The organism is Rhodoplanes elegans, from assembly GCF_016653355.1.
Classification (GTDB): Bacteria; Pseudomonadota; Alphaproteobacteria; order Rhizobiales; family Xanthobacteraceae; genus Rhodoplanes; species Rhodoplanes elegans.
Genome location: NZ_NHSK01000145.1, coordinates 12,955 through 38,062 on the forward strand (window position 1 = coordinate 12,955; position 25,108 = coordinate 38,062).

Below are 25,108 nucleotides of genomic sequence, written 5' to 3' on the forward strand. Positions count from 1 at the left end.
AAGTGGGTGGATGGCCGGGACGAGCCCGGCCATGACGATGGGGATGGTCGGAGCCGTGGCATGCTGACCGAAAGCATCCTCCCCGCCCCCATCGGCGAGAGGGTCCCGCACCGGCGCACCTGGCGGCTGCTGCACGGGCGCGGGCACTATGTCGCCGACGTGAAGATTCCCGGCATGCTGCACGCGGCGTTCGTGCGCTCGCCGCACGGGCATGCGCGCATCGATGCGATCGACACGACCTCCGCGAAAGCTCTGCCGGGCGTCGTCGCCGTCTTCACCGGGGCCGACATCGCGGCCGTGTGCAAGCCGTGGCGCGGCGTGCACGGGCTGTTCCCGAGCCTCAACGCACCGCTCCAGCACGCGCTCGCGATCGACACGGCGCGCTTCGCCGGCGAGCCGGTGGCGCTCGTCGTGGCGACGAGCCGCGCCGTCGCCGAGGACGCCGCCGCCCTGATCACGATCGACTGGACGCCGCTGCCGGCCGTCGCCGACCCACAGGCTGCGCGCGACGGCGCCGATCTGATTCATCCCACGCTCGGCAGTAATGTCTGTCTGGTTCAGAGCCAGGCGAGCGGCGACGTCGACGCCGCCTTCGCCGGCGCTGCTGTTGTGGCGGAGGAGACGTTCCGGTTCGGCCGCCACACCGGCGTGCCGATCGAGGCGCGCGGCCTGATCGCCGAGTTCGATCCGACCGAGCGGCGGCTCACCGTGCATCACTCGCACCAGTGCCCGCACCAGATGCAGAACGACTTCGCCGTGCTGCTCGGCCTCGCCGAGCACCGCGTGCGGGTGATCGCGCCCGACATCGGCGGCGGCTTCGGCATCAAGCAGCAACTCTACGGCGACGAGATCGCCGTGTGTGCCGCATCGATGCTGCTCGGCCGACCGGTGGCATGGACGGCCGACCGACTGGAATCCTTCGCGGCCGACATCCATGCACGCGAGCATGTGGTCACGGGCCGCGTCGCGCTGTCGGACGACGGCGCCATCCTCGCCTTCGACGTCGACGACCTGCACGCCATCGGTCCCTACTCGCAGTTTCCGCGCTCCAGCGCCGGCGAGGGCCGCGCCGTGGTGGCGCAGACCGGCGCTCCTTACAAGTTCGACGCGATCCGGGCGCGCGCCACCGCGGTGTTCCAGAACAAGGGCATGTCGGGGCACTATCGCGGCGTCGGCCAGCCGATCGCCTGCGCCGTCACCGAGGTCCTGCTCGACCACGCCGCGCGAAAAGCCGGGCTCGATCCCATCGCGATGCGCCGACGCAATCTTCTGCGCGGCTCCGATCTGCCCTATGCGGCGCCGACCGGCGTCACCTATACGCGCCTCGCCTTCGAGGAGTGCTTTTCGGCGCTCGACACGCATCTCGACATCGCCGCGCTCCAGGCGGAGTGCGCCGCGGCGCGCGCGCAGGGGCGCCTGCGCGGGCTCGGCCTCGCCTGCTTCGTCGAGATGACGGCGCGCGGCTCCGGCTTCTACGGCGCTGGCGGCGTCGCCGTGTCGAGCCGCGACGGCTGCACGCTGCGGCTCGAGCCGACCGGCGGCCTCCGCGCACTCTCCAGCATCACCGAGCAGGGCCAGGGCGCCGAGACCGGTGTGCTGCAGGTGATCGCGGCGGCCGTCGGCGTGCCACTCGACGCGGTCGAGATGATCACGGGCGACACCGCGACGAGCTTCCACGGCGGCGGCACCTGGGGCTCGCGCTGCATGGCGATCGGCGGCGAGGCGGCATGGCGGGCCGGCCGCGCGCTACGGGCCGAGATTCTCGACATCGCAGCCCGCCTGCTGCAGGCCCACGCCGCGTCGCTCGACATCCGCGACGGCGCCGTGGTCGAGCTCGCGAGCGGCGCGGTGCGATTCACGCTCGCCGAGATCGGCGCCATCGGCCACTTCCGCCCGCACGAGGTGCCGGGCGCGCAGCCGCAGCTGGTGGCCTCCGCCAGCTGGGGCAGCGACGCACCCTTCCGGCCCGGCTGTGGGCTTCAGCTCGCGGTGGTCGAGATCGATCCGGACATCGGCTCCGTGCGGCTCGAGCGCTTCGTCGTCGTGCACGAATGCGGGCTAGTGGTGAACCCGCTGCTGGTCGACGAGCAGATTCGCGGCGGCGTCGTGCAGGGCCTCGGGGCGGCGCTGTTCGAGGAGCTCCTGTACGATTCCGACGGCCAGCTTCTGGTCGGCAGCCTCGCCGATTATCTGGTGCCCACCGCGCCCGAACTGTGCGACATCGAGCTGGTCCACGCTCACGGGCCGGCACAAGGCACCGGCGATCTCGGCATCGCCGGCGTCGGCGAGGCCGGCACCACCGGCGCCTCGGCCGCGGTGCTATGCGCCGTCAACGACGCGCTCTCGGGCCGCGGCGTCACGCTCGCGCAGATCCCCTGCACGCCGGAGCGCATCCTCACAGCCCTCGGCGTGATCTGAACCGCGTCATTTCAGATAGTCGGCCAAGCTGAGGCTCTGAATCTTGGCGATCGCCGCGTAGGCCGCCTCGAGCTGCGTCTGGCGAGTCGCGAGCTCGGCTGCCACGGCGGCGATGTCGGCGTCGGTCAGGGTCGATTCCAGTGCGGTCGCCTGCTCCTGGAACGACTCCTGCATCGCGATCGCGCTCTCCAGCCGGTTGGCGTCGATCGACAGCTTGGTCTGAATGGTCGAGACGCCGTCCAGAGCCTCCTGGGTGAGGGTCAGCACCTCGTCGAGCGTGGCGGAGTCGAGGCTCGTCGTCCCGCTCGGCAGATTCGCCATGATGCTGAAGGCGCGCAGCGCCTTCTCGAACGCCGGCGCGTCGGCCGTGACGCCGTACTCCACCACCCGCTCGGTGCTGACCCGGACCGAGGCGATCTCGTCGTCGCCCTTGTAGTAGTCGGTGGAGGCGCTGCTCGGGACGCTCTGGGCCGGATAGCTGTCGAGATCGACCGGCACGGTTCCGGTCATGCCGCCGGCGAAGAGATAGCGGCCCTCGTACTGGGTGTTGAGCTGCGCCGCGAACTCCTCGAGATACGCCGCCATCGAGGATTTCAGGGTCTCGAGCGTGCCGTCGTCGAGCGCACCGCCTTCGGTCGCGCCGGTGATGGCGCTCTGCAGGATGGTGAGCAGATCCGTCATCTCGGTCATCGCCGAGTACATGATCTCGATGCGGCTGCCGGCGCTGGTCGCCGAGTCCGCATAGGCCTTCGACTGGGTGATGGCGGTCTGCAGCTCCAGCACACGGCGGCTGTCCGAACCGAGGCCGCCGAAGTCGGTCGAGATCTCGCCCGAGGCTTGCTGGAGCATCAGCTCGGCGTTTCGCGCCTGGGTGCGCAGCGCGGACTCGATCATCTTCGAGCTGAGCGCGAAGGTGGCGACGCGACCGATCATGATCGAACCTCCGGTTCAGGCGGACTGAACCATCTCGAGCAGCGTCGAGAACAGCTCGTTGACGATGGACATGATCTGGGCCGCCGCCTCGTACTGGGTCTGCAGCTCGCTCAGGAGATTCGTTTCCTCGTCGACATTGACGCCCGACTTCGACGCGATGGCGTCGGTGACGCTGCTCTGCAGCGTGGTCGCGGTCTCGAGCTCCGACTCGGCGCCCGCATAGACGGTGGCGACGGCGCCCACCACCTCGGCCGCGTAGCCCGCCAAGGTGGCCGTGGTGCTGCCCAGATTGCCGGCGGCGCCGAACGAGTGGCTCGTCTCGAAGACGTCGAGCAACGCGTCCGCGATGGTGCCGGATCCGGCGGCCACCACGGTGGCGCCGCTCGTGAGCGTCGCCGAGGTATCGAGCGACGAGACCGCGAGAAGCGAGTTGTTCGCCAGGATGTCGGACCGCACCACGAAGTCGGAGGCGCCGGTCGCGCGGACGAGATCGTTGAGGCCGAGAAAGCTGGACAGCCCCTCGGCGTCGGCGCCGACCGCGCTGTCCATCTGGTTGACGGCGACGCCGTAGCTCGCGTTCTCGGTCGCCACCACGAGGTGCCCGGAGGCGTCGAGGCTCGCGGTCAGCCCGTCGACGGCGTCGATCGCGGCGACGAGATCGTTCACGGTCGCGACGGTGGAGAGGTCGATGTCCTGATAGGAGACGAGCGCCCCGTCCTCGTCCACCACGGCGAAACGCGCCATGCCGGTGGCGGACAGCGCGTCCGTGCCGGCGAGGACGGCGGAGCCGGTCAGCGTCGCCGGCGCCGGCAGCGCCGTCCCGTCGTTGTGCACGGCATTGAGCGCGTCGGCGAGCTCCACCGCGAGGGTGTCGAGATCGAGCTGGGCGTCGGGGAGGACCTCGTCCCGGAGCTCGATCAGCGCGCCGACGCTGCCGCTCGTGATCTGCGACGTGATGTCGACGCCTTCCACCATGATGCCGGAGAAGCCGCTCGGCGTCGTCCCGGTGTAGACGGTGTCGGATGTCACGGTCGCGGCGCTCTCGTAGGAGAGCGCGTGCACGGCGCTGTCGAGCAGCACCTTGCCGCCGCTCGAATAGACATGAACCTGGTTGCTGGAATTGACGAACCAGGTGACGTTCATCAGCTCGCCGAGCGATCCGAGCGCGGTGTTGCGCTGGTCCTCGAGGTCGCTGATGTCGGCGCCGCTCGCCTGCGCGCTGGCGATCCGCTCGTTGAGCGAATCGATCGTCCCGAGCAGCGTGTTGATCTCGTCGACCGAGGTCTCGATCTGGTCGTCGGCATCGGCCCGGAGAGACTGGATCGAGCGCGACGTCGTGCGGAGCTGCGCCGCCAGGCTGTCGAGCGAATCCACCACCTGGGCCTGGAGGGTCGCGCTCTCGGGCGTGTCGGCGAGCTCGGTCAGGGCCGCCGCCAGGTCGGCGATCGCATTGGCGATCGAGGTGCCGGCGGTCGTGTCGCCGTCGTCCGTGGTGGCGCCGTACGCGTCCTGCAGGAGGCTCGTATACTCCTCCATCGTGGTCGCGGCGCCGTGCCGGGACTGGGCCTCGACCAGCGAGCCGAGCAGCATCTTCGAGACCGAGCTGGAGATCGCCGTGATCTCGACCCCGGTTCCGACCCCCGCCGTCACCAGGGTCGACTGGGTCGCGGTCTTGCGGCTGTAGCCGGTCGTGTCGGCATTGGCGATGTTGGTCGAGGCGACGCTGATCCGCGTCTGGGCGGTCAGGAGCGAGCTGAGCGCGATGCTGCGCGTGGCGGCGAGCGACATGGTCCGTCTCCCGGTTGCCGGGGGCCTGCTCAGACCCGGATGCTCTTGCCGCATACGCCGGCGACCGCGCCGGGCCCGGCCACCCGGCCGTTCCGGCCGTAGGGAGCGCGGGCCGCGACGTCCTCGCGGACCGCCCGCATGATCGCGTCGACGCGCCGCTGGCTCGCCGTGATCGCGGCGCGCAGCCGCGTGACGTTCTCGTCCATCACGACCGTGAGCCGACGCACCCGCTCGACCAGACGCTCGCGCTGGCCGCGGTCGGTCGCGGCGCTGCCGAGATCGTGGCGCCGGAGATGCATGGCCCAGCGCTCGACATCCTCGGCGAGCGCCGTCTTGCGCGCCGTCGAGTTGGACAGCGACGCCGGCAGCCCGCGCGCGAGCGCACGGTTCTCCTCCTCGACGATCGTGATCAGCTCATCGACCAGGGTGACCACCCGGGCGACCGAGTGGTCCGCGTTCGACACCGGGGCGCCGTTCTCGACCGACAGCGTGGACATGGCTCACTCCTCGATTTTCAGGATCGCGTCGCCCGCGGAGGACGGGTGGACAGCGCACAGGTCCTATAGGCCGTGACGGCCCGGGACCGCTGGTCGACCGCGGCGAGCTCGGCGGCCACCCGGTCGCGCTCGGCGACGAGGGCGCGCAGCACCTCGACGAGCTCGGCGACGCCGGCCAGAAGCGCAGCGCCCTCGCCCGCCCGCCGGCGGCCGGCCGGACCCGCCTCGGCGAGAAGCCTGCGACCCTCGACGGTGGCGCGCCGGGCGCGATGCAACAGCGGATCTCTCGACGTTCTCGTCGGGCGGTCGTGCACGGCGCTACCTCACGGAGCTCATCAGCGTGTCGTACATCTCGCTGACCGTGGACACGACCTGTGCGGCGGCCGAGTAGGCCTGCTGGGCCGTGATCATGGTCGAGAACTCGGCGGTGGTGTCGGCCGTGCTCGACTCGAGCTTGCTGCCCTTGATCGAGCCCGCGCCGCCGAGGCCCGCCTCGTGCAGGGTGGCCGAGCCGGACTTGGTGCTCTCCTGGTACATGCCGCCGCTCACCGTGGTGAGCCCGTCGGCGTTGGCGAAGGTGGCGACCGCGACCTTGTAGATCACGTAGGTCTCGCCGTTCGAATACGTCGCCGTGACATTGCCGCCGTCCTCCACCGAGATGCCGGTCAGGCTGCCGTAGGCGAGGCCGTCCTGGTCGATCGACTTGAGATCGATGCTCGGCGTCTGGGAATCGGACGAGTACTGGGTGAGGCCGTCGGCGCCGCCGACGGTGCCGAGATCGAGCGTGATGGTCTGGTTCGCGGCGCCGGTCGTCCAGCCGGTGATGGAGATCGTCGCGGGGCTCGGGCTGGTGCTCGCCAGAGTGCCGTCTTCGTTGAAGACGATGTCGATCGATCCGGTCACGGTACCGGACGTCACCGACGAGTCGGACGACAGGGTCGCGTTGCTGAAGCTCGCCGTCCAGTTGTTCTCGCCCGTCTTCTCCCAGGTGATGGTCACGCTGCTCGCGGTGCCGAGCGAGTCGTACACGTCCATCGTGGTGGTGAAGGTCGCGTTGGTCGCGGCGTCGGCCGGCAGGTTCGCCTCGATGATCTCGGTCGTCGTCGCCGAGGCGACGCTCTGCAGCGCGCTGGTGTCGATCCGGGTGAGCGTCGCGGCGGTCTCGCCGCCCGTCACGTTGCCGTCCTGGTCGGTCGGCCAGCCCATCAGATAGTTGCCGCCGATGGTCAGGTAGCCGTTGGCGTCGTCGATCACCGCATCGCCGTTGCGGGTGTAGTAGGTCGATCCGGAGGCGTCGCGCACGACGAAGAATCCGTTGCCGTCGATCGCCATCGCCGTGTCGCTGGTCGACGACGTGAGCAGGCCCTGCTCCGAGATGTTGTAGCGGGCCGAGACCGCCACGCCGCCCGAGGCGTAGCCGGCCGAGGACGAGCTCGACGACAACAGGCTCTCGAAGCTCGCCGTCACGGTCTTGTAGCCGGTGGTGCTGGCGTTGGCGATGTTGTCCGACACCATCGAGATCGCCTGGCTCTGCGAGTTCAGGGCCGAGACGGCGGAATTCAACGCTCCGCTGAGGCTCATGATACGCTCCTCGACACTGGTCGATGTCCTCGGATCACGCCGACGTGCCGCCGACGGCCGAATAGAGGCTCGTCACGGTGCTGCTCAGCGCCGACACGGTGTCGCTGAGCTCGCTCAGCGTCTCGCTCATGCTCGAGAGCTCGTTGAACGTCGCGTACGACATGATCTGGTTCGTGAACTCGGTCGTGTCGGTCGGGTCGAGCGGGTTCTGGTTCTGGAGCTGGGTCGTGATCAGCTTCAGAAAATCGTCGGTGGCGATCGCCGTGGAGCTCGAGCCGGAGCTCGTCGTCGTGCTCGCCGCCGTCGTGGTGGAGACCGTTGAGACGCTCATGATATGCCTCGACCGTTGTCGCGGCCGCCCGGCGGCCCGACGTCTGATGTCCGTCGCGATGTGATGAAGCGATCGACGTTCGTCAGTAGAACGGACGGCGCGGCGTTTTCCGGCAGACTTTTCGCGGGCCGCTCGCGATGCGGGCGGCCGCGGATGCCGCCTCGCCGCCGCTATGGCTGGAGCCGCGCACGGTCTCGGCGGATCGACCCCATATTCCGAGCGTCCCCGCGAAGGCGGGGCGCCAGGGGCGACACGACGCGTGGCTCTGGATCACCGCTGTCGCGGGGATCAGCGGCGTGTGGGTGGACTTTCGGGAACGCCCCGGCTCGCCGTCTCAGCGCGGCGGCTGACCCGGCGGTGGGCCCGGGGGCGGGCCGAACGGCCGGCCGGGGCCGCGCAGAACCACCTCGGCGATCACCTTGCGGTCGGCGACCGGAACACCGGCCAGCACCTCGCCGATACGCCGCGCGATCACCTTGTCGGTCTCGCTGCGCGCCGCGAGGAAATTGTCGACCGTCGTGGCGAAGGCCGCCGGGTCGAAGGTCTCGGCGCCGAGCATAGCGCGCAGCTTCTCGTCCATCCGGCGCGGATCGGCCGGGCTCGAACGGAAGCGCCCGTCGATCTCGCCGACCAGCGCCTCGATCTTGGCGAAGCTGTCGTTCGAGATGCGGCCCTGGAGCTCCTGCACGGCGCTCTGGAGCGGCCGCGGGCGCGGTGGCGGCGGCCCGTCCGGGCGCACGAGCGAGCCGGCCCACGAGCCGGCCAGGAACAGGTTGACCCCGAGCGACACCAACAGAGCGATCCGGAGCACGCCGGTGCGTGACACGCCGCCGAACTGGGCCATGACCGGTTCCGAGCTCACTGCAAGGTCCGGAAGAGCGAGGCGGAGAAGCCGAGCCCGCTCTGATCCTGGTATTGCGCGACGGTGAGGAAGCTGCTCGCGAACCCGAGCAGGAAGCAAGCGGAGAGTGCGACGGCCGGGCGCCACGCGGGCCGCGGGACGGCGCCGGCGAGGGCGGCGAGCGCCGCCCCCCACCACGACGCGGCCACTCGCGGCCGGGACGCCGACGCGTGGGACGGGGCGGGCTCGCGCTGCGGTTCAGTGGCGCGCGCTGCGGCGAGAATGCGATCGGCGAGGTCGGCGGGCGCCCGGACGGGCTCGCGGGCCGCGAGCGCATCGCGCAGCGCCTGGGCCTCGGCGAGCACCTCGCGCGCTTCGGCCGATACCTTCAGCAGGGCCAAGGCCTGCGTGCGCGACGGCTCCGGCCAAGCCGAGACGTCCTCGCCCCATCGATCGACCTGATCCTCGAAGTCGTCAATATCCATCCGGGGCCCGTTCCGTTCTGGAAGCCGATTAGTCCGGTCTTAATTCGAAATGCCAGAAGCTCCTTAACATTCCGGTACCGCTCGAACGACGTTCGACACCGAGCGGTTCTGCCGTCAACGGCCGGAGCGGCGCAGGCCTCGCAACTCTCGCGACCGATCGTGCCGTACGGGGCTGCTGTACATCGCGCCTCGCGGCTCGGCAAGCCGAGCCCCCTTCCCGTCGCCACGCCGACACACCGCGCCGACGCGCCGCGACTTCGACTCGATCGCCGTGCGATCGTCGCGCGGCGTCGCTCAGCGCCGGCCGCTGATCGCCTGGCGCGCGGCGACCTCGACCGGCACGGCCGCGTGCCCGCCGCGCGACGCGAGCTCCTGCGCGCGAGTCGGCAGGCCGGCGATCCCGGCCCAGGCGTCGCGCAGCTCGGCGAGCCCCGCCGCGATCCGTCGGTAACGCTCGGGCGCATCCGGCTTGCGAAACGACTGCAGGACGACGAGCGTGTTCGTCGTGTAGGTCGTGAACAACCGCTCGGCGAGCTTGCCGCCCTTCTGGAAGTCGATGATGTGGCTGAGGCCGCGCAGGATCGCGGCGACCTTCAGCACGTCCTCCCAGGCGGCGGCCGTGCGGCCCTCCTCGATCGCCAGGCTCGCCCGGCTGAGCAGCACGAGAACCTTGTCGTAGAGCAGCACCACGGCGCGCGACGGCGGCACCGTCGCGGCGGCGCGCTGATAGGCCGAGATCGCGCCCTGCGCCGACATCGGCATCGGCATCGGCTGCGCGTAAGACTCCGGACTTGGGCTCGGCGACGGGGTGGGTGGTGCTTTCGGGGCGAACGTGCGCTTTCGCACGGACCTTTCGATGGCCATCAATCATCCTCGGCTGCGAGTATGGCTTCCAGATAGGCGAGCGTCGATTGCGCCTTGGAGATCGCCGCCTGATAGTTGGCGTAGCGGGTCTCGAGCGTGGCGCGGTAGTCCTCGGCCTTGCTCTCGATGTCCGAGACTTTCGCGGCGTAGTCGGTGTTCTGATCGGTCAGACTGTCGATCAAGGTCGTCAGGGTGCCGTCGGTGGTGTCCGCGGCTCCATCGGCGACCGAATAGAGCAGCTCCGCGAGCCCATAGCTCGTGGTGATGTCGATCGACTGCGACGTGTCGCCCGTGAACACGAAGCTGAAGCCTTCGTAGGCCGTTCCCGTCGCACCGACGATGCGGGTGCCGCTGATCGTGAACAGGGAGCTGTCGCCGCCGATCGAGGCGGACGTGAGGGCGCCAGACGCGTCGACCGTCACGTCGAGCGTGAAGGAGGCCGGCGCGCTCGCGCCCCGCGCCAGCAGCATCAAGTCAGTCGACGAGCTGGTGAGATCGAATGACAGGAGCGCCTGGACGTCGTTGAGATTCTCGAGCAGGGCCTCGTCGAGCGTGTCCTCGTCGAGCACCAGCAGATTGGAGGAATCGTAGGTGATACCGATGCCGGCGAGCGACAGCTCGTCGACCATGGTCGACAGCGCGCTCGCCACCGACCGGTTGACGCTCCGCAGCGTCCCGTCGCCGAACAGCACGGCGTCGTCCGACGCGGTGCCGCCGGTCGTGAGCTCCTGCTGGGTGATCGCCCATTCGCGGTAGGCGTTGTAGGCGTCGACCAGCGCCTGGATCGCCTCCTTGACGGCGCTGTAGTCGGTCTCGATCTCGACCGTGATCGAGGTGTCGTCCGGCGTAACGTTGTAGATGTAGAAGGTGAGCCCGTCGATCGCGTCGTCGATCTCGTTCGAGTCGCGGGTGATCTCGACGCCGTCGAGTTCGATGATCGCGTCCTGGGCGGCCTGCAGCTCGTTGGCGAAGGTGCCGTCCTCGCCGAGAATCCCGAGCGTCTCGAGCACGTCGTCGCCCGACACCGCGGCGGCCGTGATCGCCTTGCCGGTGGCGGTCGCAGTGAGAACCAGCTTGTACGATCCCGAGGAGACCTGGAGCACGGTCGCCTGGACGCCACTGGTCGCACTCGTGTCGTTGATCGCCTTGGCCAGCTCCGCTAGGCTCATGTCCTCGGTGACCGTGATCTCGACGGCGGAGCCGCCCTCGACCTTCAGGCTGAACACGCCCGCGTGGCCGAGATCCTCCGTCTTGCTGCCGACCGAGTCGCTGGTGACCTTGTGGGACTTGGCGAGCTGCTTGACCACCAGGTCGTAGGTCCCGACGTCGACGTTCCGGTCGGCCGTCACCGAGACGGTGCTGCTCGCGTCGACGTCACCGTTGGCGGTCAGATAGGAGGCGCGATCCGCGAAGACGTCGTCCTCCTTCGCCAGCGTTCCGGAGGGCGCGCGCAGGACCTGGGCGGCGTCGGCGATGTCCTGCAACAGCGACTGCATCTCCTGATAGGCGGAGATCTTCGCCTCGTTGGCCGTGATCTTGGTCTCGATGGAGTCGGCCTTGGTGAGCTTCGCCGCGACGGCCTCCTCGATCAGCGCGTCCCAGTCGGTGCTGACCGCGCTCGACGTGGTCGACGTGCTCGACGTGTTGGTGGTCACGCTGCTGATGGTCGTCATGGCTCACTCGCTCGGCGTTCCGGGCCGGGGTGGCGCCCCGACCCGGCCGTCTCCTGTCGGGACCGCGTCACTGCAGCAGCTTGAGCAGCTCCTGCGGCATCTGGTTGGCCTGCGCGGCGGCCGCGACGGCGGCCTGGGTCTTCACCTCGGCGGAGGAGAGCTTCGCCTGCTCGGCCGCGATGTCGACGTCGGCGATCGCCGAGTTGGCGGCCTCGAGGTTCTCGTTCTGGGTCGCGATCGAGTCGGCGCGGAACTCGAAGCGCGACATCGCGGCGCCGAAGCCGGCGCGGGCGTTGGAGACCGCGTTGATCGCCGTGTCGAGCGCCGTGAGCGCGGCGCCCGCCGTGGTCGTGTCCGTCACGCTCGTGGTCGCGAGGCCGGACAGCAGCCCGCCCGTCCCGGTGGTGAGATCCACCATGGTGAGGGCGATCGTGTCGCTGGAGCTCGAGCCGACCATCACGTTGCCGCTGGTGAAGGTCGCGGTGGCATCGGAGTCGAGCAGCGACAGGCCGTTGTAGCGGGTGCTCGCGCCGATGCCGTCGATTTCGTCGATGAGCGCCTGGTATTCCGCGTCGATGTAGGTGCGCTCCGTGGTGCCCATCGTCGAGGACGAGGACTCCGAGGCCAGCGTCTTCATGCGCTGCAGGATGTCGCTGATGTTGCTCGCCGCACCGTCGGCGATCTGCAGCACCGCGATGGCGTGCGACGCGTTGGTGGCGGCCTGATCGAGCGCCGCGATGTCAGACTGCAGCTTGGTCGAGATGGCGAGGCCGGCGGCGTCGTCGGAGGCGCGGTTGATGCGCGAGCCGGAGGCCAGCTTGCCGAGCGAGCTCGACTGGTCGTCGGCGTTGCTGTTCAGGTAGCGGACGGCGGTGTTGGCGGCCGTGTTGGTGGAAATGACGGGCATGGCTCTCTCCTCGCGTCGAACGTCTGACCCGCGCCCGGTCGCCGGGCGGCGGAGCGGCGCGGATCATCCGCGGCTGAGAGTTCAACGAGGCGTCCGGCGAAGGGCGGGCGGCGAATGTTTTCCGGGGCTCGCCGGCGTGGTTAATCGTCCGTCAACGCCTGCCGGATGTCGGGCTCGGAACGGCGCAGCAGCTTGCGCAGCTGCTGGCGGGCGCGCTTGAGGAGCGACTCGACCGCCGACACCGTGGTGTCCATCACGTCGGCGATCTCGGCGTTGCTCATGGTCTCGTGATACGAGAGGATGATGGCGATCCGCTGCTGGTCGGGCAGCCGGTTCATCGCGGCGTCGAGCAGCTCGGAGACCTCGCTCCTGTGCATCGCCGTGACGGCGTCCGGCGCCCCGTCGGCGACCTCGCCGACCGCCTCGACGTCCTCGTTGCGCGGCCGGCGGCGCAGGTCGATGCAGCGGTTGGTGACGACGCGGTAGAGCCAGGTGGAAAACTTGGCGCGGCCGCACTCCCAGCGATGGCGGTGGGTCCACACTTTCAGGAGCGAGTCCTGCACCACGTCGTCGGCGTCGGCCCGGTTTTCGAGGATGCGCAGCGCCAGCGCGAAGGCGCGGTCGACGTGGCGCTCCACCAGGGTCCGGAACGCCAGCTCGTCGTTCTCGCCGATTCGCCGGAGCAGCTCGTCGTCCGGCTCGCCGGCGTTCTCCACGGTGGGGCGCACCGCATCCGTCGTCGGCTCGGGAGACGCGCGAAAGGCGGGGTCGTCCCAGGACACGCACGCAACCGTCATGACACTCTCTCCCCAGCGACCGTGGTCGACCCGAAGGCGCACCCACACGAGGCTCCCGAGCATTCAACGGGCGGCGGGAACTATTCAGGCGGAGAATTTTCGGTCGATCTGGGATTCTTTCAGTCTTTACACTCGGAACTTTCTGCCGAGCACTAGGAAGAAAATTCCTATCCAAGTATAGTTTTCGCGCCTTAAATAATTACTGCACGACGCGGAAGTCGACACCGCGGCGAGACCGGCATCCGCCCGCGTGACTTGCGTCGTGATGGCGCCCATGACTCCGGCTGGTCTGTGCGAGGGCTCGGCGCGGGACGGGCCGTGCCGGCCGGGCGATCTCCCCGCCACGTCCCGAGCACGCTCGCGGTCACCCGGCACCACCACGGGACGCCACACGGGCCGGCGGATCGAGTCCGGCCATTCCCGAACGCGGGGGCCGCACTGCGCAGGAGATTTATATCGCATGACGCAGGTCAATCGAGCCGGGTTGGCCGTGGGCTAGGGTGCCGGCTTCATTTTCGGCGACTGGAGGCGTTCATGCACGGGGTGGAGCGGCGAGACGGGCAGGTGGCGAACCGCACGCGCTCGATCGTCGACGGCAACGAGGCGGCCGCGTCGATCGCCTACCGGCTCGCCGAGGTGATCGCGATCTACCCGATCACGCCCTCGTCCAACATGGGCGAATGGGCCGACCAGTGGAAGTCCGAGGGGGCCAAGAACATCTGGGGCACGGTCCCGGACGTCGTCGAGATGCAGAGCGAGGGCGGCGCCGCCGGCGCGCTCCACGGCGCCCTGCAGGGCGGCGCGCTGGGAACGACCTTCACGGCCTCCCAGGGCCTGCTCCTGATGATCCCCAACATGTACAAGATGGCGGGCGAGCTGACCTCGGTCGTCATCCACGTCGCCGCCCGCGCCGTCGCCACCCACGCGCTGTCGATCTTCGGCGACCACTCCGACGTGATGGCGACGCGGCAGACCGGCTTCGCCCTGCTCTCCTCCGGCTCGGTCCAGGAGGCCGCCGACCTCGCGCTGGTCGCCACCGCGGCGACACTCGAGAGCCGGGTGCCGTTCCTGCACTTCTTCGACGGCTTCCGCACCTCGCACGAGGTCAACGTCGTCGACCTGCCGACCGACGACGACCTCCACGCGATGGTCGACGACCGCTTCGTGCGCGCCCATCGCGAGCGCGCGCTGTCGCCCGACCGGCCGGTGCTGCGCGGCACCGCCCAGAACCCCGACGTGTTCTTCCAGGCCCGCGAGGCCTGCAACCCGTATTACCGGGCCTGTCCGGAGATCGTCCAGGACGTGATGGACCGGTTCGGCCGGCTCACCGGCCGCACGTATCGCCTGTTCGACTATGTCGGCGACGCGGACGCCGAGCGCGTCGTGATCCTGATGGGCTCGGGTGCCGGCGCCGCCGAGGAGACGGTCGAGGCGCTGCGCGCCAAGGGCGAGAAGGTCGGCCTCCTGAAGGTCCGGCTGTTCCGCCCGTTCGCGACCGAGGCGTTCCTGTCCGCCCTGCCCGCCGCGGTGAAGTCGATCGCCGTGCTCGATCGCACCAAGGAGCCGGGCGCCGTCGGCGAGCCGCTCTATCAGGACGTGATCACGGCGCTGGCCGAGCGCATCGCCTGCGGCGCCGCGACCACGATGCCGCGGGTGATCGGCGGCCGCTACGGCCTGTCGTCGAAGGAGTTCACGCCCGCCATGGTGAAGGCCGTCTTCGACGAGCTCACCAAGGAGGCGCCGCGCAACCACTTCACGGTCGGCATTCTCGACGACGTCTCGCACACCAGCCTGGAGGTCGACGCCGCGTTCTCGACCGAGCAGCCCGGCACGGTGCGGGCGCTGTTCTACGGGCTCGGCGCCGACGGCACGGTGGGCGCCAACAAGAACTCGATCAAGATCATCGGCAAGTACACGCCGAGCTACGTGCAGGGCTACTTCGTCTACGACTCGAAGAAGTCCGGCTCCGGCACGGTGTCGCACCTGCGCTTCGGTCCCGACCCGATCCGCTCGACCTACCTGATCAGCCGCGCCAACTTCGTCGCCTGCCACCAGTTCCAGTTCCTCGCCCGCATCGACATGCTGGCCGGCGCCGAGGACGGCGCCACCTTCCTGCTCAACGCGCCCGGCGCGCCCGAGGAGGTGTGGGACAAGCTGCCGCGGCAGGTGCAGGAGACGATCGTCGCCAAGAAGCTGCGCCTGTTCGTGATCGACGCCTACGCGGCGGCCCGCGAGGCCGGCATGGGCAACCGCATCAACACCATCATGCAGACCTGCTTCTTCGCGATCTCCGGCGTGCTGCCGCGCGAGGATGCCATCGCCAAGATCAAGCAGTCGATCCAGGACACCTACGGCAAGCGCGGCGCCGCCGTGGTGCAGAAGAACTTCGCGGCCGTGGACACGACGCTCGCCCGCCTGCACGAGATCCCGGTGCCGGCGAACGCGACCTCGACGCTCGCGATGCTGCCGCCGGTGTCGCCGACGGCGCCCGCCTTCGTGCGCGACGTGCTCGGCGAGTCGATCGCCGGCCGTGGCGATCTCCTGCCCGTGAGCGCCATGCCGGTCGACGGCACCTTCCCGACCGCCACGGCGCAGTGGGAGAAGCGCAACATCGCCCAGCAGATCCCGGTGTGGGACACCGACATCTGCATCCAGTGCGGCAAGTGCGTGCTGGTCTGCCCGCACGCCGTCATCCGCGCCAAGGTGGTCGACCAAGCGGCGCTCGAGGGCGCGCCCGAGACCTTCAAGCACGCCAAGGCGAAGTGGCGCGAGTTCGACGGCTGGCGCTACGCCCTGCAGGTGTCGCCGGAGGACTGCACGGGCTGCAAGCTGTGCGTCGAGGTCTGCCCGGTGAAGAGCAAGACCGAGACCAAGCACAAGGCGCTCAACATGGCCGAGCAGGAGCCCCTGCGCGCGGCCGAGAACATCAACTGGGACTTCTTCCTCTCCCTGCCCGAGGTGCCGCGGGAAAAGGTGCGGCACGACAACGTCAAGGACGTCCAGCTGCTCGAGCCGCTGTTCGAGTTCTCCGGCGCCTGCTCGGGCTGCGGCGAGACGCCCTACATCAAGCTGCTCACCCAGCTGTTCGGCGACCGCCTGCTGATCGCCAACGCGACCGGCTGCTCGTCGATCTACGGCGGCAACCTGCCGACCACGCCCTACTCGGTGAACGGCTGCGGCCGCGGCCCGGCGTGGTCGAACTCGCTGTTCGAGGACAATGCCGAGTTCGGTCTCGGCATGCGGCTCGCCGCCGACAAGCAGATGGAGTTCGCCCGCGAGCTCGCCACGAGGCTCTCCGGCCGGCTCGGCGACGGGCTGGTCACGGCGCTGATCGAGGCCGACCAGACCAAGGAGGCCGGCATCGAGGCGCAGCGCATCCGCGTCGCCGAGCTGAAGCGGCTGCTCGCGAGTGCCGAGGACGACGAGGCGAAGGCGCTCGTCGCACTCGCCGACAGCCTGGTGCGCAAGAGCGTGTGGCTGCTCGGCGGCGACGGCTGGGCCTACGACATCGGCTATGGCGGCCTCGACCACGTGCTCGGCTCGGGCCGCAACGTCAACGTGCTGGTGATGGACACCGAGGTCTATTCCAACACCGGCGGCCAGATGTCGAAAGCGACGCCGCGCGGCGCGGTCGCCAAGTTCGCGGCCGGCGGCAAGATCACGAGCAAGAAGGACCTCGCCATGGAGGCGGTCGCCTTCGGCTCGGTCTACGTCGCCCGCATCGCCATGGGCGGCGGCGACATGCACACGGTCAGGGCCTTCCAGGAGGCCGAGTCCTATCCCGGGCCGTCGCTGATCATCGCCTACAGCCACTGCATCGCGCACGGCTACGACATGACCATCGGGCTCGACCAGCAGAAGGCCGCGGTACAGTCCGGCTACTGGCCGCTGATGCGCTTCGACCCGCGGCTGTGGGACGAGGGCAAGAACCCGTTCCAGCTCGACTCCAAGCCGCCGACGATCCCGTTCAAGCAGTACGCCTACAACGAGGCGCGCTACACCATGCTGGTGCGCTCCAACCCGCTGGCGGCGCGCGAGCTGCTCAAGAACGCCCAGGACGACGTCGAGCGCCAGTGGCGGGTCTATGCCGACCGCGCCGAGATGGCCGGCCGCGGCGACACGCCGGACGTGACGCCGAAGCCGGCCGCCGACGACGACGCGGCACCGGCCGCCGCGAACGGGGGCGACGAGTGAGGAGCCGCCGTCATTCCGGGCCGGCGCGCAGCGCCGGACCCGGAATCCAGACGCACGCACCGAGTCCGTTGCTGGAGTCCGGGTTCGCACCTTCGGTGCGCCCCCGAATGACCAAGGAAATCGCGCGAAGGAGCGCCGCATGACCGACCTGACGACCCGCTATCTCGGGCTGAAACTCGGCTCGCCTTTGGTCGCCTCGGCCTCGCCGCTGTGCGACTCCGTCGACGGCATCTGCCGGCTCGCGGACGCCGGGGTCGCCGCCGTGGTGCTGCCGTCGCTGTTCGAGGAGCAGCTCACGCTGGAGAGCCTTGCGCTGCACGCCGATCTCGAGCGCGGCGCCGACACGTTCGCCGAGGCCGCCGGCTTCTTCCCGGATCTGCACACCTACAATCTCGGCCCCGACGGCTGCCTGGAGCTGATCTGCCAGGCCAAGGCGCGGGTCGACATCCCGGTGATCGCCAGCCTCAACGGCGTCACGGTCGGCGGCTGGATCGAGTACGCCAAGCTGATGCAGGACGCCGGCGCCGACGCGCTGGAGCTCAACACCTATTCGATCGCGGTCGATCCGGAGAAGAGCGCCGCCGAGATCGAGGACGGCTATGTCGAGCTCCTGAAGGCCATCAAGGCGCAGATCAAGATCCCGGTCGCCGTGAAGCTGTCGCCGTTCTTCTCGGCGCCCGCCAACATCGCCCGCCGGCTCGGCGAGGCCGGTGCCGACGGGCTGGTGCTGTTCAACCGCTTCTACCAGCCCGACTTCGACATCGAGGAGCGCGAGGTGGTCGCCTCGCTGGCGCTCAGCCGGCCCGAGGAGCTTCTGGTGCGGCTGCACTGGGTGGCGATCCTGTACGGCCGGGTGAAGGCCGACCTCGCGATCACGGGCGGCGTCCATTCGGCCACCGACGTGGTCAAGAGCGTGATGGCGGGCGCCAAGGTGGCCTGCACGACCTCCGCCCTGCTCCAGCACGGCCCCGGCTACGCCAAGGCGCTGCTGCGCGACCTCGCCGCCTGGCTCGACGCCCACGAATACGAGTCGGTCAGCCAGATGTGCGGCTCGATGAGCCGCGACGCGATCCGCAACCCGTCCGCCTACGAGCGCGGCAACTATATGAAAGTGCTCAGCTCCTACACGCTGCGCGACGACATCCTGGCGGTGTGATCGCGGCCCGGCCAGGCGGCTTCACCATGACGGGCGGTCCTCCGGACCGCCCGTTTTCGTTGCCACGCCCGCGCCTCATTGATCACGCTTTCTTGAGGTGCCGCTCCGGGGGGAGGGCCGGGTCGAAGGACCCATTAACCAGACGATAACCCTGCGGGACGAGGATGGCTCGTCGTGCAGGCGGTGGTCGAACCCCGTCGCTGCAACCTGCCGCCGGCGCCCGAAGGCGCCGCCACGAGAACAGAAGATCCGGGTTCGCAATGGCTGCCACTTCCGCCGGTTCCGGCGACAACGTGTCCTTCTGGTCGGCTCTCGCAGGGGCCGTCGGCTGCGGCGGACTGATGTTTTTCGTCGCCCTGCCGCTCGCCGTGTCGAGCCCCTTCCCGACCCCGAAGGAGCGGAACTGGATCGTCGAGCACACGCGGCCCGTCGCGCTGCTGCCGGCCGATCACGACGCGGACGATGCGGCCGAGGCGGAAGCCGACCTCGAGTCGAGCGAATCGGGCCCGGAAGGCGGCAACGGCAGCCCGGCCGACGTGCTCTCCTGGGAACCGACCTTCACGCTCGCCTCGGCCTCGATGGTCGAGGTGGACCCGACCGAGACCGGCAGCCTCGGCCTCGGCCGGCGCGCCGTCGCCAGCCTCCCGCCGGCCGCGCTGGACGACGGGCCGCGCGACGAGATCGACGACTATCTCTGGGAAGCCTATCTGCGCACGCCGATCAAGAAGGACGGCTCCGGCGACTTCACCTGGAAGGATCCGGCCGCCGCCAAGCGCATGGGCATGTCGCTGAAGGACTACGTCATCCGCGGCATGGACCGCGACTTCCGCGAGACCCTCTATCACATGGGCAAGGCGCTGGAGGCCGACGGGCTGCGCTGGTCGATCCTCAGCGCCTTCCGCGACGACTACCGCCAGCGCCTCGCCTCGGGCCTCAAGGCCCGCACCGGCTACTCGCTGCACGGCGGCAGCATTCGCACCGGCGGCTACGGCCACGGCCGCGCCATCGACATCACCATCGAGCCGGGCGGCGACGCCTCCGAGGTGTGGCGCTGGATCGACCGCAACGGCGCCCGCTACGCCATCGCCCGGCCGATGCCGGGCTACGACCCGGCCCATATCCAGGCGCGCGGCAACTATCAGCAGATCGCCTCCTCGCTGCGCGGGAAGCGCAGCCGCTACGCCGGCGCGACGCCGCCGCGCGACTGATCCGCCGGCGAGCGATCGCCATCCCGCCCGCTCGCCAGCAGACCGGCCAGCCGTTCGAGATTGCCGGCGACGCCGTCGGGCATCGGTGACGCCAGCGCGCCGTCCCGCGCCTCCTTGCTGGCGTACCGCATCGCCATCCCGAGCCGTGTCCCGCCGTCGACCGGCGTGAAGGTCAGCGTCACCTCGACATCTCCCGGATCGCCGGCGCATATCCCCATCGCGAACCGCTCGACGCCGACGATCCGACGGCCCGACTCGAGCGCGCGATAGACGCCGTCGAGCCGCATCTCGGTGCCGTCGGGACCGCGCCAGCCGAGCCGGTAGACGCCGCCCACCCGCGGCTCGATCTCGCACGTGACCAGGCTCCAGCCGGGCGGCCCGGCGAGCCATCGGCGCATCAGGTCGGGGTCGGACCAGCCCTGGAACACCCGCTCGGGCGGCGCCGCGAACATCCGGGTGAGCACCACGGCGTCGTCACCCCGCGGGGTCACCTGCAGGGCGCCGATGGTCTTGACGGAAGAGTCGGTCCGGGTCGCGTCGGTCATCGGGGGCTCCCTGGTTCCGCCGGGCCGCCACGGCCCGACTGTCCCGAGGACGCAGGAGCACCGGCCCCACCGACACGGCGGAGAAAAAAGCTCCGACGAGCAAAATGCCGGGCCGGCGCGAGCCCGGCGACGCCGCTCAGGAGGCGGCGCGGCGCGCCTCGCCGTAATGGGCCGCCATATCGGCCGCCAGCCGGTCGAGGCCGCGGACGATCTCGTCCGAGAGCTTCTCCAATTCGGCGAGCTTGGTCCGAGCGAGCGCCGTGTGGCCGTCCTTGATCGCCGCCAGCGCGCCGAAGCCGGCCTGGTGGAGCGACAGATGCGGATGCGCGATCGCCTTGAACGACGGCAGCTCGGTGAGGACGTCGTCGCCGACATTGTCGTACCACTTGCCGAACCGGCAGGTGTGGTGCGTCACCTCCCCCTCGCCCGCCACCGCCTTGCCGCCGACCACGTCGCGCACCCGCGCCACGAAGGCGCGATGGTCCTGCTTGGCCGTCTCGATCAGCAGCGCGAAGTACTTCTTCGCCAGCCCGTCGACCTGGGCGCTGTCGAGCTCGTCGGTGAAGTTGACGTGGTGGATGCCCTCGCTGCACGCCACCACGGTGCCGGCGATCCGCAGCCCCTCGGCCGGGATCGAGAGCACCACGGCGGCATGGCTCGCGATCCGGCCGCCGCCGTGCAGCAGCGCGCCCGCCTCGGAGAGATCGAGGATCCGCACCGGCTCGGTGGTTCCGCCGCACATCACCTGCGCATCGATCATCACGCCGCGCCGGCGATACCGGCGCCGCTGCGCCACCGCCGAGGCGGTGCGCACCGCCTTGGTCAGCATGCGGCCGAGCGTGCCGACCACGGCATCGAGGCTGCGGGTGGAATCGTGCACCGAGAGCGAGGCACCCTGCGCCTTGGTGACCCGGCCGAGCACGTCCTCCATCAGCCGGCTCACCTCGCCGACATGCGTGGCCGTCTGGCCGACGTTCTGGGCGATGTCGCTGGTCGCCGCCGACTGCTCCTCGACGGCGGCCGAGATCGACGACGAGATGCCTTCGAGCTCGCGGATCGTCGCCGCCACCTCCTCGATCGCCGTGGCGGTTCGCCGGACGACCTCCTGGATGCGGCTGATCTGGCCGGCGATCTGCTCGGCCGAGCGGCCCGACTGGTTGGCGAGCGTCTTCACCTCGGCGGCGACCACGGCGAAGCCCTTGCCGGCCTCGCCGGCACGCGCCGCTTCGATGGTGGCGTTCAGCGCCAGGAGGTTGGTCTGCGAGGCGATGTCGCCGATCAGCCCGACCACCTGGCCGATCTCGTCGGCCGCCCTGTCGAGATTGTCGACGACGCTGCGGGTCTCCTTCATGCGGCCGTCGGCGGTGCGGGCCGCCGCCGAGGCGCGGTTCACCTGACGGGCGATCTCGGCGATCGAGGCGTGCAGCTCCTCGGCCGCCGCCGCCACGGTCTGGGCCGACGCGAGGGCCGTGCCGGCCGCGCCGGTCGCCGAGGTCGCGTCCTCGGTCACGGCCTCGCTGACCATCTTCATCGAGTCGGCGCTGTCCAGCAGGGTCTTGTTGTAGGTGCCGACGGTCGTCACGGTGTCGAGCACCTGGCTGTTGATGCGCTCGATGGTCGTCTCCGCGTCCTCGCGCCGCGCCTTCTCCATCTCGTCCCAATAGGTCGAGAGCGCCGTGTCCATGTCGATCATCACGGCGCGGCTGACCGCCGCCTGGACGCCGGCGACCCGCCGGCGCTGTGCCGCGGTGAGGAGCATGCTCTTGTCGGCCATCACGGCGGCGAGCAGCTCGGCTTGAATCATGCCGTAGCCCAGCATGTACCAGTGCGGCGACAAGCCAATGCGGTGATGCGTCTGACCGATCCGCTTGGCCGACTCGCGATAACGCTCGTCGAACAGCCCGTCGAACAGATACGACCAGTGCTTGGCCTGCGCCTCCTTGGCATAGACCATGCGCTGCGCGCTCTTGAACAGCGTCGCGAGCGGCGGGATCGCCGCGGTCTTCTGGTAGAACGTGTCGAGGATGCGGGGCAGCGCCGCCATCAGGACCGGTTTCACCTCCTTCATCAGGGCGACGTCGTCCGGCTCGAAGGCGATGTAGGAGAGGTCGGTCTTGAATTGCTCGTCGGCAATGGCGTCGGTCATGCCCCACCCGTCCCTGACCTGATGACAATCAGGTGGTACCTTAGTGCTGGAACCGTGGATGGTCGGTTAATTTCGATCTAATCGAGCCATCACAAGTCGCATGACCTGCCCGCGTCCTTCGCGCATCTGATCACGTCGACATAGCCATTTCCGGCTATGTCCCTCACCCGCGCTGCCTCCTCGGAATCGGACCGAAGGCGGGCGGCGGGATGCGCCGGCGCGACGCCGCCTCGTAGGCGGAGGCGATCTTCAGGATCACGTCCTCGCGGCCCGGCTCGGCCCGGAAGACGAGCGAGAACGGCAGGCCGGGCGCCGGAATCGTCGTCGGCGTGCGGGTCGGCGCCGACACGTAGCGGGTGCCGTCGGCCGACAGCGCGAAGACCGAATCGTAGGCGGTCGTGACGTAGCCGGCCGGCACCAGCACCTCGGTCAGCCCGGCGTTCGGCCCGTAGAGCGACTCGGGCGCGAGATTGTGCAGGATGTCGTGCTGGTGCGGATGGCCGATCAGGCCGGGCGGCCACGGCGTGTGCAGCCGCACCAGGGCATCGAGCCGGTTTTCCAGGATCACCATCATGTCGACGCGGCGCAGGAGCTCGCGCAGCATGATGCGCTCGTTGACGCCTTGGCGGCCGCCGAGGGCGTTGCGCGGATCGGCGATCTCCTCCCAGTTGCGGAAGGCGGCGCGCTGATCGTCGCCCCAGAACTTCGACCGCGCATTCAGCGCCGGCCAGTCGGCGAGCGTCTCGGTGACGCCCTGCGCGGCCCAGTCGGCGGCGCGCCGCGTCAGATACTGGCTGATGTGGAAGCGGAACGTCGGCGCCAGCTCTTGCTGCTGGATGGTGGCGATGTCGAAGTTCTTCGGCGGCGCGATGCGGCCCTCGGCCAGCGCGACGCACCAGTCGATCGGCGTCATGGTGCCCGCGCCGAACACCTTGCCGGGCGAAAACTCCGTCGGCACGATCGCGTCGGCGAACTCCTTGAACAGCGGACGGCCGTCGCGGCCGAGCCGGAACAAGAGATCCGGCATGAACACCGGCACCAGCCGCGCCAGGGCGGTCGTGAAGTCGACCGTCATCGTCTCGATGTCGGGATCCGGCGTCCACGACGGCTCTCGTGATTCCACCAGCGTCGCGCCGAGCCGTCCACCGATGACGTCCTTGATCTCGCGCGCCGCGGCCGTGACGATCGGGACCTCGGCGAGCGAGCCCTCCGGCACCCGCATCGACTCGCGGATGACGCCGAGCCGAAGGCCTTTCAGCTCGCCGGGCGCCCCCCTGCCCTTGGTGTGCACCGCGTAGCCGCTCGCCAGCACGGACGACCGCGGCACCGTCGTGTAGACGTCGCGCGGATCGTAATAGCCGGCCTCCGCGTCCTTCAGCGCATCGAGGATCTTGGCGCAATCGGCGAGCGTGCGGGCATGGATGCCGGAGCGGTCGCAATAGATGTCGGCTCCGATCGCGCCGCCGTCGAAGCCGAGCATCGCCTTGTGCGGCAGGATCAGCGCGACGGCGTTGTGGTTCGAGGGACCGCGGCAGGAGGCGCGCGTCTCCTCGCCGAGGCTCGCCATCACCAGATTGGTCGACACCGAGAGCGCCGAGCCCGAGCTGGAGCCGAGCGAGGCCGAGCGCCGCGTGTCGTAGGGGTTCGCCGGCGTGCCGCCCCAGCTCGAACGCTGATAGCCGAGCGTCGAGGCGATCACGCGCTCCGGCGTGTGGCGTCCGCCCGGATCGCCGCCGCGGCCGTTGTACTCGGTGCACACCGCCTTGGCGAAGATGATGGCGCCCTTCTTGCGGAGCTGCGCGACCAGGACGTGATCACGGGCCGGCACGTCGACGTCGTAGCGCGCGTCACCCCCGCCGGTCGAGCGCATGTCCTTGGTGTCGAACGGGTCCTTGAACGAGAACACGACCCCGTAGAGCGGCAGTGCCGCGAGATCAGGGTCGCGGCCGTACTTTGCATCCAAGGCGGCGGCCTGCTCCAGCGCGTCCGGATAGCGGCGGAAGATCTCGGCGCCGGGCGGCGCGTCCGGCGGCAGCGGACCGTCGTCGGGATGGCGGTCGAAGTCGCCCCGGAACGTCACCGAGCGCTCGCCCCGGATGTTGATGGTCGAAAGCGCGTTGACCTGGCCGGCGTTCGGTTTGCCGACCACCATGCCGTACTGCTGCTGCACGGACGGGTCCGAGGCGGTCGGCTCCATGCGGCCGAGATCGAGCGGCGCCCCCTGGTAGCGGTCGAGGTCGGGCAGCAGGTCGGCGACCTTCACGGTCTCGGTCGGGAAGGCGAGCGGCGCTCCGCCCCGCAGCGTGCCGGCGGCCGGGGGCACCGGCGCGCCGTCGGCCGTGACCAGCAGGCTCGCCGGTCCGTTGAAGGCGCGCACCCGGTCGATGTAGTGCTGCACGATCTCGACGCAGGTGATCTCGCCGGCCCGGATGGCGGCGTGCATCTCGTCGATCGTGGCTTCCTCGAGCTGGAACGGGGACGGCGCGGCCTGCCCGGGCATGACGGCTCCTTCGCGGGGTCGTGAGGGGATCGGGTGGTCGGTGCGGTGGGTCGGCGGGGGATGGCCGCGGACAGGCGGCCGGGGCCGATTAGATCGCGGCCGGGACGGTCCGGCAACGGTCATGGCGTCCGCAGCCGGGGTTCCGTAAGGGGGCGGACGCGGCCGGAGGCTGCCGGGTGCGGTGCACCGCGAGGTCGGCTATTCTCGCCCCGCCGCCGCGATCGTCGCGACGGCAGCGCGACCG

At 69.8% G+C, this 25,108-nt stretch carries 19 protein-coding genes; 4 read left to right on the forward strand and 15 right to left on the reverse strand.

Annotated features, from left to right (window positions below; all coding sequences use genetic code 11):
• Positions 1-60: 60 nt before the first annotated feature.
• On the forward strand, positions 61-2,418 hold the full coding sequence (locus CCR97_RS18045) for a xanthine dehydrogenase family protein molybdopterin-binding subunit (protein ID WP_111355376.1): 2,358 nt from the start codon (positions 61-63) through the stop codon (positions 2,416-2,418).
• Positions 2,419-2,424: 6 nt separating this feature from the next.
• On the opposite strand, the gene CCR97_RS18050 is transcribed toward CCR97_RS18045, so the two are convergent.
• The 12 genes from CCR97_RS18050 to CCR97_RS18105 form a co-directional block, all read right to left on the reverse strand.
• The gene (locus CCR97_RS18050; RefSeq protein WP_111355377.1) at positions 2,425-3,351 is read right to left on the reverse strand and encodes a flagellin; all 927 of its coding nucleotides are present in this window, start codon (positions 3,349-3,351) and stop codon (positions 2,425-2,427) included.
• A gap of 15 nt (positions 3,352-3,366) precedes the next feature.
• On the reverse strand, positions 3,367-5,139 hold the full coding sequence (flgK, locus tag CCR97_RS18055; RefSeq protein WP_111355378.1) for a flagellar hook-associated protein FlgK: 1,773 nt from the start codon (positions 5,137-5,139) through the stop codon (positions 3,367-3,369).
• 29 nt (positions 5,140-5,168) lie between these two features.
• Positions 5,169-5,636, reverse strand: a complete 468-nt coding sequence (locus tag CCR97_RS18060) for a flagellar protein FlgN (RefSeq protein WP_111355379.1) — start codon at positions 5,634-5,636, stop codon at positions 5,169-5,171.
• A 17-nt stretch (positions 5,637-5,653) separates the two neighbouring features.
• On the reverse strand, positions 5,654-5,911 hold the full coding sequence (locus CCR97_RS18065; protein WP_111355380.1) for a hypothetical protein: 258 nt from the start codon (positions 5,909-5,911) through the stop codon (positions 5,654-5,656).
• 43 nt (positions 5,912-5,954) lie between these two features.
• Positions 5,955-7,217: a flagellar hook protein FlgE gene (flgE, locus tag CCR97_RS18070; protein WP_111355381.1), complete on the reverse strand. Its 1,263-nt coding sequence runs from the start codon at positions 7,215-7,217 to the stop codon at positions 5,955-5,957.
• Positions 7,218-7,251: 34 nt separating this feature from the next.
• On the reverse strand, positions 7,252-7,548 hold the full coding sequence (locus CCR97_RS18075) for a flagellar hook capping FlgD N-terminal domain-containing protein (protein ID WP_111355382.1): 297 nt from the start codon (positions 7,546-7,548) through the stop codon (positions 7,252-7,254).
• 334 nt (positions 7,549-7,882) lie between these two features.
• Positions 7,883-8,392, reverse strand: a complete 510-nt coding sequence (locus CCR97_RS18080; protein WP_111355383.1) for a periplasmic heavy metal sensor — start codon at positions 8,390-8,392, stop codon at positions 7,883-7,885.
• A 14-nt stretch (positions 8,393-8,406) separates the two neighbouring features.
• A complete protein-coding gene (locus CCR97_RS32325) occupies positions 8,407-8,874 on the reverse strand; it encodes a hypothetical protein (protein ID WP_201159736.1) in 468 nt (155 codons plus the stop codon).
• A 294-nt stretch (positions 8,875-9,168) separates the two neighbouring features.
• The gene (locus tag CCR97_RS18090) at positions 9,169-9,642 is read right to left on the reverse strand and encodes a flagellar export chaperone FliS (protein ID WP_170145667.1); all 474 of its coding nucleotides are present in this window, start codon (positions 9,640-9,642) and stop codon (positions 9,169-9,171) included.
• 95 nt (positions 9,643-9,737) lie between these two features.
• Positions 9,738-11,411 (reverse strand): flagellar filament capping protein FliD, encoded by a 1,674-nt coding sequence (gene fliD / locus CCR97_RS18095; protein WP_111355385.1) that lies wholly within the window; start codon positions 11,409-11,411, stop codon positions 9,738-9,740.
• Between the two features lie 67 nt (positions 11,412-11,478).
• Positions 11,479-12,318 (reverse strand): flagellin, encoded by an 840-nt coding sequence (locus tag CCR97_RS18100; protein ID WP_111355386.1) that lies wholly within the window; start codon positions 12,316-12,318, stop codon positions 11,479-11,481.
• A gap of 140 nt (positions 12,319-12,458) precedes the next feature.
• The gene (locus tag CCR97_RS18105; RefSeq protein WP_111355387.1) at positions 12,459-13,115 is read right to left on the reverse strand and encodes an RNA polymerase sigma factor; all 657 of its coding nucleotides are present in this window, start codon (positions 13,113-13,115) and stop codon (positions 12,459-12,461) included.
• Between the two features lie 564 nt (positions 13,116-13,679).
• Between CCR97_RS18105 and nifJ the strand changes: the two genes are divergently transcribed.
• The 3 genes from nifJ to CCR97_RS18120 all read left to right on the forward strand — a co-directional run bounded on the left by nifJ (position 13,680) and on the right by CCR97_RS18120 (position 19,673).
• On the forward strand, positions 13,680-17,309 hold the full coding sequence (gene nifJ, locus CCR97_RS18110) for a pyruvate:ferredoxin (flavodoxin) oxidoreductase (RefSeq protein WP_338049098.1): 3,630 nt from the start codon (positions 13,680-13,682) through the stop codon (positions 17,307-17,309).
• A 139-nt stretch (positions 17,310-17,448) separates the two neighbouring features.
• Positions 17,449-18,465, forward strand: coding sequence for a dihydroorotate dehydrogenase-like protein (locus CCR97_RS18115; protein ID WP_111355389.1), 1,017 nt, complete (start codon positions 17,449-17,451; stop codon positions 18,463-18,465).
• Between the two features lie 341 nt (positions 18,466-18,806).
• Entirely contained in the window at positions 18,807-19,673 is an 867-nt protein-coding gene (locus tag CCR97_RS18120) for a M15 family metallopeptidase domain-containing protein (protein ID WP_146618638.1), read from the forward strand.
• Here the strand turns inward: CCR97_RS18120 and CCR97_RS18125 are convergent.
• From CCR97_RS18125 to CCR97_RS18135, 3 genes are all read right to left on the reverse strand, one after another.
• Entirely contained in the window at positions 19,643-20,218 is a 576-nt protein-coding gene (locus CCR97_RS18125; protein ID WP_170145668.1) for an SRPBCC domain-containing protein, read from the reverse strand. The two genes, CCR97_RS18120 and CCR97_RS18125, sit on opposite strands and share 31 nt — an antisense overlap.
• A gap of 136 nt (positions 20,219-20,354) precedes the next feature.
• Entirely contained in the window at positions 20,355-22,364 is a 2,010-nt protein-coding gene (locus tag CCR97_RS18130) for a protoglobin domain-containing protein (RefSeq protein ID WP_111355392.1), read from the reverse strand.
• A 163-nt stretch (positions 22,365-22,527) separates the two neighbouring features.
• A complete protein-coding gene (locus tag CCR97_RS18135) occupies positions 22,528-24,864 on the reverse strand; it encodes an amidase family protein (RefSeq protein WP_170145669.1) in 2,337 nt (778 codons plus the stop codon).
• Positions 24,865-25,108 lie beyond the last annotated feature (244 nt).